The 14141-nt window shown below is 46.6% G+C and carries 12 protein-coding genes and 1 pseudogene; 2 read left to right on the top strand and 11 right to left on the bottom strand.

Translation table 11 applies throughout. The features are described from left to right. The first annotated feature begins 69 nt into the window (after positions 1-69). Positions 70-570, top strand: coding sequence for a hypothetical protein (locus tag AC1WMD_RS05885; RefSeq protein WP_494256271.1), 501 nt, complete (start codon positions 70-72; stop codon positions 568-570). An 81-nt stretch (positions 571-651) separates the two neighbouring features. Here AC1WMD_RS05885 and AC1WMD_RS05880 read toward each other — a convergent pair whose 3' ends face one another. The 4 genes from AC1WMD_RS05880 to lipM all read right to left on the bottom strand — a co-directional run bounded on the left by AC1WMD_RS05880 (position 652) and on the right by lipM (position 5847). Next, complete coding sequence (locus AC1WMD_RS05880; RefSeq protein ID WP_494256269.1) at positions 652-2061, bottom strand: glycoside hydrolase family 18 protein; 1410 nt, start codon at positions 2059-2061, stop codon at positions 652-654. Positions 2062-2178: 117 nt separating this feature from the next. Beyond that, complete coding sequence (locus AC1WMD_RS05875) at positions 2179-4752, bottom strand: vitamin B12-dependent ribonucleotide reductase (protein ID WP_494256268.1); 2574 nt, start codon at positions 4750-4752, stop codon at positions 2179-2181. Positions 4753-4894: 142 nt separating this feature from the next. Then, on the bottom strand, positions 4895-5029 hold the full coding sequence (locus AC1WMD_RS05870) for a hypothetical protein (RefSeq protein ID WP_260676077.1): 135 nt from the start codon (positions 5027-5029) through the stop codon (positions 4895-4897). Continuing rightward, entirely contained in the window at positions 5011-5847 is an 837-nt protein-coding gene (lipM, locus tag AC1WMD_RS05865) for an octanoyltransferase LipM (protein WP_043905453.1), read from the bottom strand. The genes AC1WMD_RS05870 and lipM overlap by 19 nt, the downstream gene beginning before the upstream one ends. Before the next feature lie 191 nt (positions 5848-6038). Between lipM and AC1WMD_RS05860 the strand changes: the two genes are divergently transcribed. Then, complete coding sequence (locus tag AC1WMD_RS05860) at positions 6039-6413, top strand: rhodanese-like domain-containing protein (RefSeq protein WP_494256266.1); 375 nt, start codon at positions 6039-6041, stop codon at positions 6411-6413. Positions 6414-6501: 88 nt separating this feature from the next. Here the strand turns inward: AC1WMD_RS05860 and AC1WMD_RS05855 are convergent, their stop codons facing one another. From AC1WMD_RS05855 to gcvT, 7 genes and pseudogenes are all read right to left on the bottom strand, one after another. After that, complete coding sequence (locus tag AC1WMD_RS05855; protein WP_043905455.1) at positions 6502-7443, bottom strand: ABC transporter permease; 942 nt, start codon at positions 7441-7443, stop codon at positions 6502-6504. A gap of 1 nt (position 7444) precedes the next feature. Beyond that, a complete protein-coding gene (locus AC1WMD_RS05850; RefSeq protein ID WP_494256264.1) occupies positions 7445-8302 on the bottom strand; it encodes an ABC transporter permease subunit in 858 nt (285 codons plus the stop codon). Between the two features lie 131 nt (positions 8303-8433). Next, a complete protein-coding gene (locus AC1WMD_RS05845) occupies positions 8434-9627 on the bottom strand; it encodes an ROK family protein (protein ID WP_494256263.1) in 1194 nt (397 codons plus the stop codon). Between the two features lie 377 nt (positions 9628-10004). Next, positions 10005-10088, bottom strand: a pseudogene (locus AC1WMD_RS05840) (MOSC domain-containing protein); the annotation flags it as partial. An 80-nt stretch (positions 10089-10168) separates the two neighbouring features. Beyond that, entirely contained in the window at positions 10169-11626 is a 1458-nt protein-coding gene (gene gcvPB, locus AC1WMD_RS05835; RefSeq protein ID WP_494256262.1) for an aminomethyl-transferring glycine dehydrogenase subunit GcvPB, read from the bottom strand. After that, positions 11619-12965: an aminomethyl-transferring glycine dehydrogenase subunit GcvPA gene (gcvPA, locus tag AC1WMD_RS05830; RefSeq protein ID WP_043905458.1), complete on the bottom strand. Its 1347-nt coding sequence runs from the start codon at positions 12963-12965 to the stop codon at positions 11619-11621. Before gcvPA ends, gcvPB begins: the two co-directional genes overlap by 8 nt. Positions 12966-12986: 21 nt before the next feature. Next, positions 12987-14081, bottom strand: coding sequence for a glycine cleavage system aminomethyltransferase GcvT (gene gcvT, locus AC1WMD_RS05825; RefSeq protein WP_043905459.1), 1095 nt, complete (start codon positions 14079-14081; stop codon positions 12987-12989). Positions 14082-14141 lie beyond the last annotated feature (60 nt).

Raw genomic sequence — 14141 nt, 5'->3', positions numbered from 1 at the left:
CCCATTATCCATCATGACATTCCATTCCGGCAATGGTACAATGGAGTCAATAGAAAGGAGGGACACAAAATGGCGCAAGAATTAATCGAATTGTTTCGTTCCGTTTTAAAAGAAGAGCTGCAGCCGATTCATGAGCGGCTTGGCCGTCTCGAAGAGGGACAACAGCGGCTCGAAGAAAATCAACTTCGCTTGGAAGAACGACAGCAGCGGTTGGAAGAGCGGCAGCAACGATTAGAAGAACGACAACAACGATTGGAAGAGCGACAACAACGGTTGGAAGAGCGGCAACAACGATTGGAAGAACGACAACAACGATTGGAAGAGCAACAGCAGCGGTTAGAAGAGCGGCAACAACGTTGGGAAGAAAAACTAGACAATTTCATTATTGAAACAAGAAGTCATTTCAAAAAAATCGAAGAAGAATTGGCCGAGCACCGCCGGATGTTTGAGCTGCTTTCCAATGACTGGAGAAACGCGAAAATCGACATCGACTATTTAAGCGCAAAAACCGGAAAACATGACGCGGAAATTCATCAAATAAAGAAACGGCTCGAATTGCAGCAGCTATAAACAACCTCCCCACAAACGAAAAAAAGCGCGTGCTGTCGGAGTGACCCGCTTACACGCACCTTCGTTGGAAAAGGCCATTTATCATCGCTTGCGAATTTGAAAATTGTCCTCTAACAGCACCCAATTTTCCGGATAAGGATAACCAAGCACCCAATAGCTAACTCCTCTTAGCTGATATTCTTTCACCAACTCAAATTTTGCCTGGGCACTGCGGGCATCCTCAAACCAAACTTCATGCGTCCGCCCCTGGCTGTCGACATAGCGGTAAAACGGCGATGCGGCGATTGGATCGTATTGAATCGTTGCTCCATAACGAATGGCGCGTTCTACTGCTTCCTGCGGACTGAACGTTTCCGCCTCTTGCCCTTGTACGTGTGGAAGCACCCAGTCGCGTGCGTAAACTTGAAATCCCATAAAAATTTTATTTCTTGGTATCACGCTGACCGCGTAATTGAGCACCCTTCTAATTTGATGAACCGGGGAAATCGCCTGCGGCGGGCCAAGCCGGTATCCCCATTCATACGTCATCAGCACGACAAAGTCGACAATTCTCCCATGGGCTGGGTAGTCATGCGCCTCGTATAATAATCCCTTTTGCTCCCCGCTTGTTTTTGGAGCGAGAGAAGTCGAAACAAAGTATCCTTCGCGATGAAGCCGCTCCACAGCGCGCTGCAAAAACTGATTATATCGCTCGCGATCAGACGGATAGACGTTTTCAAAATCAATGTTCAACCCGCGATATCCTTTTTCCCGCATCGTACGGACAACATTGTCAAGCAGCCGGTTTTGTAATTGTGTATCGGAAAGGATCGTCCGCGCCAATCTGGATCCCGGATCTTTATACGTAAAATTGGTGATCGCCATCATTGGAACGACCCTTTCTGCCGTTGCTGCCTGAATGATGGCTGCATCATTGAACGGATTGAGCCCGCCATCTGCTCTGATTGTATACGCAAACGGAGATGCGTACGTTAAATGGCGGCCTACTTCCCGGACTTCCTGCGCTCCTTTTTCTCCTGGATCAATCGTAAACGCATTCGCTTCAATGATCTGCTTAGAATGAGGAATCGTTAATACCATGCCGGGGGAAATTACGTTTGGATCGGCAATCCGATTGACTCGCAGGATCTCTTGCACGGTCGTCCCATACCGCGTGGCGATTTGTGCCAACGTTTCTCCCCGCTGCACCGTGTGTGTTCTTGGTGGAATAAGAAGAACCGTTCCTGGGTAAAGAACCGAAGGGTTGCTGATTCGGTTGGCCCGAACAATCGCATCCAGCGAAACGCCGTATCGTCTGGCGATCATCCATAATGCTTCTCCCGGACGAACGGTATGATAGCGATACGGAACCGGAATGACGAGCGCCTGCCCGACCGCGAGGCGGTTGGCATCTTTCAGCTCATTGGCCGCGACGATTCGCTCGAGCGGCACCCCGTAGCGTTGGGCAATCGCCCAAAGGTTTTCCCCCCGCTGCACAACATGGATCAGCATTGTTATCCCCCTTAGTCAGTAATTACGCCTCATACTACTATATTTTCTTTTCCATGCTTTTATGAATGAAAAAAGCTGGCCTCATGGTTGAAGCCAGCTTTCTCTGCTTATTTTTGCTTACAGCCCGCATTTTAGCTGTGCGCCGCAGCTCGTGCATGTGTTGCAGCCGCCGATTTCTTCGACCGTACCTTCACGGCAAACGGGACAAATGTTGCCGACTTCGGAGCCGATCGTTACATCGGTTGCCCGCAAATCTTGAATCGTATCGACGAGGACAACGGCGCGCTTTGTTTCTTTGTCCTCTTTTTCTTCCGGGAGCAGTTCGAGCTGCTCTTCGATTGTGTTTTCTTCCGCTTTCAGCGTCAATACTTGCGCGTCGCGGCTTCCGTCCACATACACGGTGCCGCCTTTTGCGCCCCCGCGCCATAAACGTTCGTACACCTTTTGCACTTGCTCAACGGTATATCCTCTCGGCGCGTTCACCGTTTTCGACAGACTCGAATCGACCCAGCGCTGAATGATGCATTGCACATCGGCATGCGCTTCCGGCGATAAATCCATCGCCGTGACAAACCAGTGCGGCAAGTTGTTCGGATCTGCTTCCGGATGCTTGTCTAAATATTCTTGAACGATATCGGCCTTCACCTCAATAAACTTGCCGAGACGACCGCTGCGGTAGTAAGAGAAGGAAAAATATGGTTCAAGTCCTGTGGAAACCCCGACCATTGTCCCAGTGGATCCCGTCGGAGCCACGGTCAGCAAATGCGAATTGCGAATGCCGTATTTTAAAATGTCTTGGCGAATATCTTCCGGCATCCGTTTCATATAGCCGGTGTTAATAAACGCTTCTCGCAGTTTTTGCGTTTCTTCTTCCGTTTCCCCGACAAGGAACGGAAAGCTGCCTTTTTCTTTCGCCAGTTCAATGGAAGCGCGGTATGCGGTTGTCGCAATCGTTTTAAACAATTCATCGACCAGCTTGTTTCCTTCTTCGGAACCGTATTCTTTCTCGCAGTAAATGAGCAAATCAGCCAATCCCATAACGCCAAGACCGATACGGCGCTCCCCGAGCGCTTGTTTTTTGTTTTCTTCTAGGAAATACGGCGTTGCGTCAATGACGTTGTCCTGCATTCTTACGCCGATTTCGACGGTACGTTTTAATTTTTCATAGTCGACGACTTTCTTTTCTTTATCGACCATATTCGCTAAGTTAATGGCGGCCAGGTTGCAGACGGAATATGGTGCGAGAGGTTGTTCACCACACGGGTTGGTCGCAACCACTTTTTGACCGTACGCTCGGGCGTTCGTCATGTCATTGGCGTTATCGATGAAGAAAATGCCTGGTTCCGCGGAGTACGTCGCACAAATATTAATCAGTTTCCAAAGCTCGCGGGCACGAATTTTGCGGTACACACGCACGCGGTATCCCATTTTCTCCCATTCACGCACATCGCCGACTTCGTGCCATTTTTCATTGTAAATCCGCATTTCTTCTTCTGAGTAAGTTTCGACATCCGGGAAGCGAAGTTCGTACTCTTCATCTTTTTCCACAGCTTCCATAAATTCTTTCGTCAGGCAGACGGAAATGTTGGCTCCTGTTAAAAAGTCTGGGTTGTGGACCGTGTATGTACCGCCTGTCCGCAATTTTTCCTCGGCCTCTTTAATAATCTCTTCACTGAAGCCGCCGTAGCCCGGTGCGTTTTTATAATTGACGATGGCTTGGTACATCGCGCGTTCCCGCTCGGTAAGCGGCGTGAATTTCAATTTGTCTTGTGCCGCTTTTTTAATGCCTTCGTCTTCCGTATTTTCAATCAAGTAGCGCAAAATGCGCGGGTTTTGCATTTTCGATACGATAAATTCGATAATGTCCGGGTGCCAGTCGGCCAACATGATCATTTGCGCGCCCCGGCGGGAGCCACCTTGTTCAACCAGGTGGGTCAATTTTGCAATATCATCAAGCCAAGAAACCGACCCGGACGATTTACCGTTCACCCCGCGCGCTAACGTGTTGCGCGGACGCAATGTCGAACCGTTCGTGCCGACGCCGCCGCCGCGGCTCATAATCTCCATCACTTGTTTGCGATGCTCGGAAATCCCTTCGCGCGAATCTTTCACAAACGGCATAACATAACAATTAAAATACGTCACCTCTTTGCCGGACCCTGCGCCATACAATACCCGTCCCGCTGGCACAAAGTTTAAGCTGACAAGTTCTTGATAAAACTTTTCAAACCACTCTTTCCGTTTTTCCTCCGTTTTTTCCACCGCCGCTAAACCTGTCGCATTGCGTTTGGCGATTTGTTCATAAAAGATTTCTAGCGGTTTGTCGATAATATCGAGCGAGCGGACGACGATTCCCGTCTCTGCTTCTTCTCCTTCGAGCACGTGCCGATATTCTTCCTCCACGAGCACTTTCGCTTTTTTCGCTGCCCAATCGATATCGACGATAAAGCCCAAGCCGCGGGCCGGGAATTTCGGATCTTCTTTAATCGTCAATACAACAAAATCGCCGACTCCCAACGTCAATTTTTCCGTATCTTTAAATGAGTAGCGGTCCAACATCACTAAACGAGAAACGCCTTTATGCGTAATTTTCATGTCCTCCGTAATCGGATGCACTTGCGGAAACAGGCGAATATCCTCGTTCAGCTTTTCGATATCAATTTTCATTTTTTCTGAAGACGCGACCGTCATTCTTCAATCTCTCCTCTTCTTTCTATTTCTTCATCACTTTTCTGCCTGCATGTCCTGTCTTTTTTACCTTACCATATTAACCATAAAAAAACAATATATAGTATGTTTTTCACTAAAAAACATACTATATATTGTGTTTAGGTCAAATATTTTTCATTTTGTCAAATAAAAAAAACAATAGAAAACGGCGGAAAAAGGAGAAAAACGGAAAAATCCCGCCGTTTTTGCCGATAAACGAATGATTTTCCATGTTGCCAATCAGCGTTTGAAATTCCATTCATCGCTTTCATATTTCGTACGCGCTAACTCATGAACATATTCGAGCTCTTCCGGCGATAATGTATACGGTTCCAGTACGATATCAAGCCCTTTTTCAAATCCTTTATAAAACGCTTCTTTCGCTTCTTCGATCGTAATCTTGCGGTCGGTCAGTTCGTTAATCGCCACCGCCTTGTTTTTAAAATTGCGTTGCAGACGCTCTTTTACCCGTTCGTTTGGATATTTAAACAAGCTGAAAAGCAAATCTTCATCCAAGTCAAGCAAAATCGAGCCGTGCTGCAAAATAACCCCTTTTTGCCGCGTCTGCGCGCTGCCGGCAATTTTGCGGCCTTCGACGACGAGCTCGTACCATGACGGCGCATCAAAACAGACGGCGGATCTTGGGCTTCTTAAATCCGCTTTTTCCTCTTCCGTTCTTGGCACGGCAAAATAGGCATTTAAGCCGAGAAAACGAAACCCTTCTAAAATTCCTTGCGAAATCACCCGATACGCCTCGGTCACCGTTTTTGGCATATCCGGATGCTCTTCGGAAACAATCACACTATATGTCAGCTCTTTATCATGGAGAACGCCGCGCCCTCCTGTCGGCCGTCTCACAAACCCGAGGCCATGGCGTTTTACCGCTTCTAAATCAATCTCTTTTTCGACTTTTTGAAAGTAACCGATCGATAGCGTCGGCGGATTCCAGCCATAAAAGCGAATCGTCGGCGGAATTTTTCCTTCGCTATGCCAATCTAAAAGCGCTTCATCAAGCGCCATATTAAACGATGGGGTACAATAGCCCGAATCAATAAAGCGCCATACTTCTTTTGCCATCTTTCAACCCTTCTTTTTTTAAGTTCGCGTTTACTAGTTTAGCAAACAAAACGGAACATGGAAAGAAAAACGCTATATCGTGAAAAAAGTTCCCCTTTCCTTTCATAGAGTTGCTGTGAAAATGCTTTGCTTCCAAATAGCAACCTTTATATAATAGATGTTAGCGAATGTACAAAAAGGAGGACTGGCTTGTGAACGCACTATTGATCATTCTCGGCGCGATTATCGTTTATTCAGTCGTCACCTTCTTGATGCAGCGAAAAATGGTGAAAGCGTTGACGGAAGAAGAATTCCGCGCCGGTTACCGCAAAGCGCAATTAATTGACGTCCGTGAACCGGATGAGTTTGCAGCTGGACATATTTTAGGGGCGCGCAATATTCCTCTGACCCAACTGCGCATGCGCATGAAAGAGCTGCGGAAGGATCAGCCGATTTATTTATACTGCCAAAACGGGCTGCGCAGCGGCCGCGCCGCGCAAATGCTGTACCGCAAAGGCTACCGCGATTTGTACCATTTAAAAGGCGGTTTTAAAACGTGGACGGGCAAAATCAAGAAAAAAGCTTAATAATAGCTAGAAAGGATAGATAGCAGCTGCAAGCTTGCCATCTATCCTTTTCGTTTTTCTTCATCTATAATGCAAATAAACCATTCTCTTATGACAGGTCCGTCGTTTTTACTACATTTTTTGAGACAAATGCTCTTTTCACCCCATTTAACATCAGTTGTGCCGCAATAATCGTTAACGAAAAAAACACGATCGGTACAAGCGGAATCCAAGGATAGATGCTTATGAATGGATAGCTGTCACCAATGAGTCCTGACCATTCATAGGAAATCGTTTTCGGAGGATCCATCTGCATATAGTCGACATAAGTGCCACCAAAAAATAATTGCAGCACTCCTAGGTGGGCCAACACCATTAATACTTGGATGAATTGCTGAATAGACAGCAGCACCCAATTTTCCAAAACATGCGGAAGCACATGCACTTTGAAAATATGCCATTTGGAACCGCCTAATATTTTAGCCGCTTGAACAAACTCTTCTCTATACACTCTCCGTATATCATTGGCAATATAAAATGACAACGTTGGAAGAGCAAGAACCGTCAGAACAAATACTTCAAATACGGCCCGTTTCCAAAAAGGATGCGGAAACCCGTCGATCGGCATCCACAGCACATTGACTAAAATAAAGTACGCGATTAACGTTAATGGAACGACAGTAAAACTATCAAAGAAGTTTTCCAGTTTTGGGATCCATTTTTTGCAGTAAACGCCTAACGTCCCACCGATCATAATCGACAAAGCCATGCGCAACATCGTGATGAGTAAAGCGATTCCTATAGTAAATTTTGCACCTTGTATAATAATATAGAGCATGTCATATCCATTGCGATCAGTCCCTAATGGAAAACGAAGAGAAGGCGCAAAAGGAGGAGCGCCGATGACATTACCGTTTTTATCAAAAAGAATTGGTACTTGCCGAATGTTCCCATCATTGATCATGCTGTTTAATAAACTTAATAGGAGCAATATGCTGACAAAAAGGAACCCCAGCATAAATAACTTGTCCCGCATCAATATACGAATCAAGCTACTTCTCCCCTTTCCACATCTGTGGAAGAAACAAATAAAAGATTTTATAAAATAGAAAGACCGGGATATATAATAATAACACCCCGAGTGCAAACACTTCCGGAGTATGATATTCAATCAAAAAAGCAGTAATGCCACTCACGTTAAATACATACTCGATCATAATCAAGTTCGAAAGCATACACCAAATCATTGTTTTCGAATAATAAAGCAATCCTAGCGCTACGTTCCGCAGCACATGCTTATTCAGAATATAGAAAAAAGACAACCCTTTCGAAAAAGCATATTCTACATATGGTTTGCGAAGTTCATTTTCATATTGCTGCAAAAGCAGCTTTGCAAACAACGGAGAAATCGGAATACTCAGACAAATAACAGGCAAAAAAAGGCTTCTTTCCTCTCCGACAGAAGCAAGCTGAAAAATGAGCCAGCCGGTCTTTTTAAATATTGCGATCACGATTAACTGAAAGGTCACGATAATCAATAGATCGGGTAAGGACTCGAAAAAAGCTAATATCATTTGGATTCGCTCCATATTGCGCCGAAAGAAAAGCAGCGTGATATACGTTATCCCCCATGCTAATACTAGTGCTACCACGATTGCCAATCCACATAGTAGGAGCGACTCCCGATAATGAATAAGAATTTGCGGGAATACTTTTCTATTCATTCCATATTCGATACTTAGCGGATGAATAAGCTTCATGCTGATGTACCCTAACGTTTTTACATATTCCTTTATATTGATCGAAATATTATGAAATAAGTTGGGCAAACCGCTGACGATCACTACTCCTAAAATGGCAGCGAGGCATTCCAGTATCACTTTCGCAACGGATTGTATCGTTTTTGCCACTGACACTCCCCCTTATTCCTGACTGCTCATCTTCTTTCGTTACCAGAATGATACTCTATTGTACAAAATTATAAATTATTAAAAAAAAAAGCGATGCCCCGAAAAACTTTTAGGGCACCTGGTTTAGACTGCTATGAAATGACTTCTAACTCCGAAGGCATCACTACTTTTTCTAATACGGAAGCCACGGCACCGATCGCACAGCTTTTTTCGAATAACTGCGATGGAATAATGAACGGGCCGTTCCCATTTTTCACCAATATCCTTTTTTCGACTTCTTCCCGTGCCGGCTCCAGCACCCATTTGCCCGCCTTGCCAATCGTACTGCCGACGATAACGGCTTCCGGGTTATACGCATAAATGATATGTAAAATCCCAATTCCCAGGTAGCGGCCGACCTCCGCTAATATTTGCGCCATTTGCTTGTCGCCGCGTTCGGCTAATGCGCGCACTTTTTCTACGGAAAAGTCTTCTAGCATGGAATGATAGTTTTCTTGCTCGAGCCGGCGCTGAATATACTTTTCTGACGCGTACATCTCCCAGCATCCGTTATTGCCGCAGTTGCAGCGAACGCCGTGAACGTCAATGACATGATGGCCGATTTCGCCGGCAATGCCATCAATCCCGCGGTATAGCTGGTTGTGAATGATGACTCCGGCGCCGATCCCAATTCCGGCGCTGACATATACAAAACTCGCAAACTCTTTGCCGGCGCCAAACCATTTTTCGCCAAGCGCCGCCAGTTTTGCTTCGTTTTCAATAATAATCGGATAATTTGGCCATTGTTTTTGAAGAATGGAAGCAAGAGCAACATGATCCCAATGAAGGTTTGGTGCAAATATAACAAGTCCTTCCTCTGTATTCACAATCCCCGGCACGCCAATGCCGATGCCCATTATTCCATACGGAGTAGTTGGCGCATGGCGAATGGCTTCGTGAATCATCGCGATCATTTTTTCAATGATTGCTTCCTGCTTTTCATTGGCGCGGAAATGGCACATCTTTTCCCAAATGATCTCGGCGTTTAAGTTAGTTAACACAGCATAAATGTAGTTGACCCCTAACTCTATGCCAATCAATGAGCCAGCCGCTTCGTTAAAGCGGAGCATGAGCGGCCGGCGGCCACCGGTGGAAACGCCAATTCCGCTTTCACTGACAAAATGTTCGGAAATTAATTCATCGACTAACGCTGATACCGTCGCCTTGTTTAATCCGGTGATTTTGGCGATCTCCGCCCGCGAAATATTATTTTTTTCACGAATCAGCTTTAATACGATATGTTTATTGATTTTTTTGACGAGTCCTATATTTCCTGTTCGCACCATATACCGTCTTCCTTCTGCAAACTTTATTTATAGTATGCCGCGCAAATAGGCGGATGAGCCTCTGACCAATATACGTCGACATCTGCTGTATGATGACATATGCAAACGCACGCCACAATTCTTCGTCGTTTACTTTTTCCCATGATCCGCCGATCGTCTATGGCCAAAGCCGATTTCACTTGCTTACTCTCCAGTCTTCTATATTTCATCTTTTCTTCCTACTGTGGTATGCAAAATAAAAACGACTTACTGCTTCTGTTTAATAATGTTAGTTTATATACTAAACTAATATGGTTTTTATGTCAATAAAATATAGATGCATTCATCTTCTTTGCAGAGAAAGGAACTGTCTGTTTGAGATATGGACATTACTCCCATTAATCTAAAAGATACACTTCGTCTCCGACATGAATTTCTCCCGTCTTGATGACAGAAGCGTAAACGCCAAAATAATTATTTTTTCTAATTTTTCTGTCTATGATTAATATACAAAAACAAGCGATCCATTCCGAGCGGAATGAATCGCCTGTGACATTCGTTTTTATTGTTTTTGATAGCGCAAGATCGGCTTGCGCGCCGCTGTCGTTTCGTCGAGGCGTTTGACAACGGTCGTATGCGGCGCCTCTTGCACAATTTCCGGATTTTCCTCCGCTTCTTTGGCGATTTGAATCATCGCGTCGATAAACGCATCGAGCGTTTCTTTGGATTCCGTTTCCGTCGGCTCGATCATCATGCATTCCTCGACGATAAGCGGGAAATAAACCGTCGGCGGATGGAAACCGAAATCTAGCAAACGCTTCGCGATATCAAGCGTGCGGACGCCGAGTTTCTTTTGCCGTTTGCCGGACAACACGAATTCGTGCTTGCAATGGCGGTCATACGGCAAATCGTAATATTCGGCAAGGCGGCGCATCATGTAGTTGGCGTTTAACACCGCGTATTCGGTGACTGCTTTCAGCCCGTCCGGTCCCATCGAACGAATATACGTATAGGCGCGGACGTTGATGCCGAAGTTACCGTAAAACGGCTTCACACGGCCGATGGACTGCGGGCGGTCATAATCGAGATAATAGCCGTTTTTACCTTTTTCCACGACCGGCTTCGGCAAAAACGGAATAAGGTCAGCTTTGACCCCGACTGGGCCGGAGCCAGGACCACCGCCGCCGTGCGGGCCGGTAAACGTTTTATGCAAGTTGAGATGGACAACATCAAAGCCCATGTCCCCCGGTCTTGCTTTGCTTAACACCGCGTTTAAGTTCGCTCCGTCATAATACAGCTTTCCGCCGGCTTCGTGAACGATTTTCGCCATTTCTAAAATGTTTTCTTCAAACAGGCCGAGCGTGTTCGGATTTGTCAGCATCAATGCCGCTGTATCCGGACCGACGACGCGTTTTAAATCTTCCAAATCGACAAGCCCATTCTCCGTCGACTTGACCGTCACCGTGTCAAAGCCGGCGACCGTCGCCGAAGCCGGGTTCGTGCCATGGGCAGAGTCAGGAACAATTACTTTCGTCCGCTGGAAATCACCGTTTGCCTCATGATAGGCGCGAATCATCATCAGACCCGTCCATTCGCCATGCGCACCCGCGGCCGGCTGCAATGTCACGGCGTCCATGCCGGTAATTTCCTTTAAATGCTCCTGCAAATCGTACATTAATTCCAGCGCTCCTTGCACCGTTTCTACCGGCTGAAGCGGGTGGATATGGGCAAACCCAGACAAGCGGGCGACGTTTTCATTGATTTTCGGATTGTATTTCATCGTGCACGAACCGAGTGGGTAAAAACCGGAATCGACGCCATGGTTTCGTTTCGATAAAGCGGTGTAATGGCGCATAATATCGAGTTCTGATACTTCCGGAAGTTCCGGTTCTTGCGTGCGGATATAATCCGCAGGTACAACTTCATCGATATCGACAGCCGGAACGTCCAATTCCGGCAAGCTGTACCCGATGCGACCTGGTTTGCTGATTTCAAAAATAAGCGGCTGATCTTTATGCATGGCAATCCCCCAATTCTTTCACAAGCGTGTCGATTTCCTCTTTTGTCCGCAATTCCGTGACCGCGATAAGCATATGGTTCGCCAATTCTGGATAATCGCGGCCGAGGTCGTATCCGCCAATGATGCCTTTTTCCAAAAGATGCTTATTGACTTCTCCTGCCGGTTTGGACAAGCGGATGACAAATTCGTTAAAGAATGGACCGGTAAACGGCACGACAAAACCGCGTTTTACTAGTTCATTTTTCGCATATTGCGCTTTTTGAATATTCATCATCGCCATCTCTTTGACGCCTTTTTTGCCGAGCGCCGTCATCGCCACCGACGCGGCAAGCGCGTTTAGCGCCTGGTTCGAACAAATGTTGGACGTCGCTTTATCACGGCGAATGTGCTGCTCGCGCGCCTGCAGCGTCAATACGAACCCTCTCCGTCCTTCTTCATCGGTCGTCTGTCCGACAAGCCGGCCCGGAATTTTCCGCATCAGCGCCGCTTTGACGGCAAAATAACCGCAATGCGGTCCGCCAAATTGCATCGGAATGCCAAATGGCTGCGCATCACCGACGACAATGTCGGCGCCAAACTGCCCCGGCGGGGTGAGCACACCGAGCGCGAGCGGATTGCTGGCAACGACAAACATGCTTTTTTCACCATGTGCAATCGGCTCGATGTCTTTTAGCGGTTCAATTTGTCCGAAAAAGTTCGGATATTGGACGATGACGCAAGCGACATCGTCGGCCATTTCCGCCTTAAGCGCTTCTAAATCAGTAATGCCGCCTGCAAACGGAATTTCAACCACCTCAAGGCGCTGTCCTTTCGCATACGTTTTCACGACATCGCGATATTCCGGATGGACGGCTTTCGACAGCAATATTTTTTTCCGTTTCGTATGCGCAGCGCTTAACAGCACCGCTTCCGCGAGCGCCGTGCCGCCGTCATACATTGACGAGTTAGCCACGTCCATACCGGTCAGCTCGCAGATCATCGTTTGAAATTCGAAAATCGCCTGCAGCTCACCTTGCGAAATTTCCGGCTGATACGGGGTATATGCCGTATAAAACTCAGAACGGGAAATGACATGGTCGACAATGACCGGAATATAATGATCATACACTCCCGCTCCTAAAAAAGAGACGTATTTTTTCGCATCGACGTTCTTCGCAGCAAGCTCGGTCAATTCTTTGAACAGCTCCGGCTCCGACTTCGCCTTTTTAATGTTTAACTCGCCGCGGAAGCGCACGCTTTCCGGAATATCGGCAAACAAATCATCAATCGAGTCAACGCCAATTGCTTTTAGCATTTCCTTCTTATCTTCTTCGGTCATTGGCAAATATCGATGCAGCACGTTCCATTCTCCCCTTTTCTATTACTTTGCCCGCTTATAAAACGGCGTCGCAATGACTTTTGCTTTTAGGCGTTTGCCGCGAATTTCCACTTCTACTTCGCTGCCAAGCCCGGCAAATTCCGCTTTCAGCAGCGCTAAGCCGATATTTTTCTTTAACGTCGGCGATTGCGTTCCTGTCGTAATAAAGCCGATTTCTTCCCCATTGGCAAACACTTTATAGCCATGGCGAGGAATGCCTTTGTCAATCATTTCGATACCGACTAGCTTTCGTGCGGTTCCCTCTTCTTTTTGTTGTTTCAGCACATCTTTTCCAATAAAATCCATCTCTTTGTTCGTTTTCACCGCAAATCCAAGCCCTGCTTCGATCGGCGTAATATCTTTGGACAGCTCTTGGCCGTAAAGCGGCAATGCCGCTTCAAAACGAAGCGTATCGCGCGCGCCAAGCCCGCACGGAATAACGCCTTCTTCTTTTCCTGCTTCTAAAATCGCCTCCCAAAGGGCGATCGCATCTTCGGCACAGCAATAAATTTCAAATCCGTCCTCCCCCGTATATCCGGTACGGGAAACAAGCGCTTTTACTCCTTGAAGATCAACATTATCTTGAAACGTAAAAAACTTGAGCGTCGATAAATCAATATTGGTTAATTTTTGCAGCACTTGTTCTGCAAGCGGTCCCTGTAGGGCAAGCTGGGCAATTTCCGCTGAAACATTTTCCAGCTGCACATCGCCAAATGCGTGCTCATTCAACCAAGCAAAATCTTTCTCTATATTTGCGGCATTGACAACAAGAAGATATTCCCCGTCCGCTTTTTTATAAATTAATAAATCATCAACGGTGCCGCCGTCTTCATAGCACATCAGCGTATATTGCGCACGGCCATCTGTTAATTTCGCAACATCATTCGTCATCATTTTTTGCAAAAACGCAAGGCTCCCGCTCCCTTTGACGACAAACTCGCCCATATGCGATACATCGAATAGGCCTGCGCGCATGCGCACTGCTTCATGCTCTTCTTTAATGCTCGAAAATTGGACAGGAAGTTCCCATCCGCCAAAATCGATCGTTTTTGCGCCATAGCGCTCGTAAACAGGAAATAGCGGCGTGCGTTTTAACATTTTGTTCCCTCCTCGTTTTTCCGTCAACGCAAAAAGGACAGACTCCCCCCTCATCATCAT

The sequence above is a fragment of the Parageobacillus sp. NEAU-HV-2 genome, from assembly GCF_059115485.1.
The sequence above is the reverse complement of the archived record's forward strand: the minus strand, read 5'-3'. Positions and strand labels throughout refer to the sequence as shown.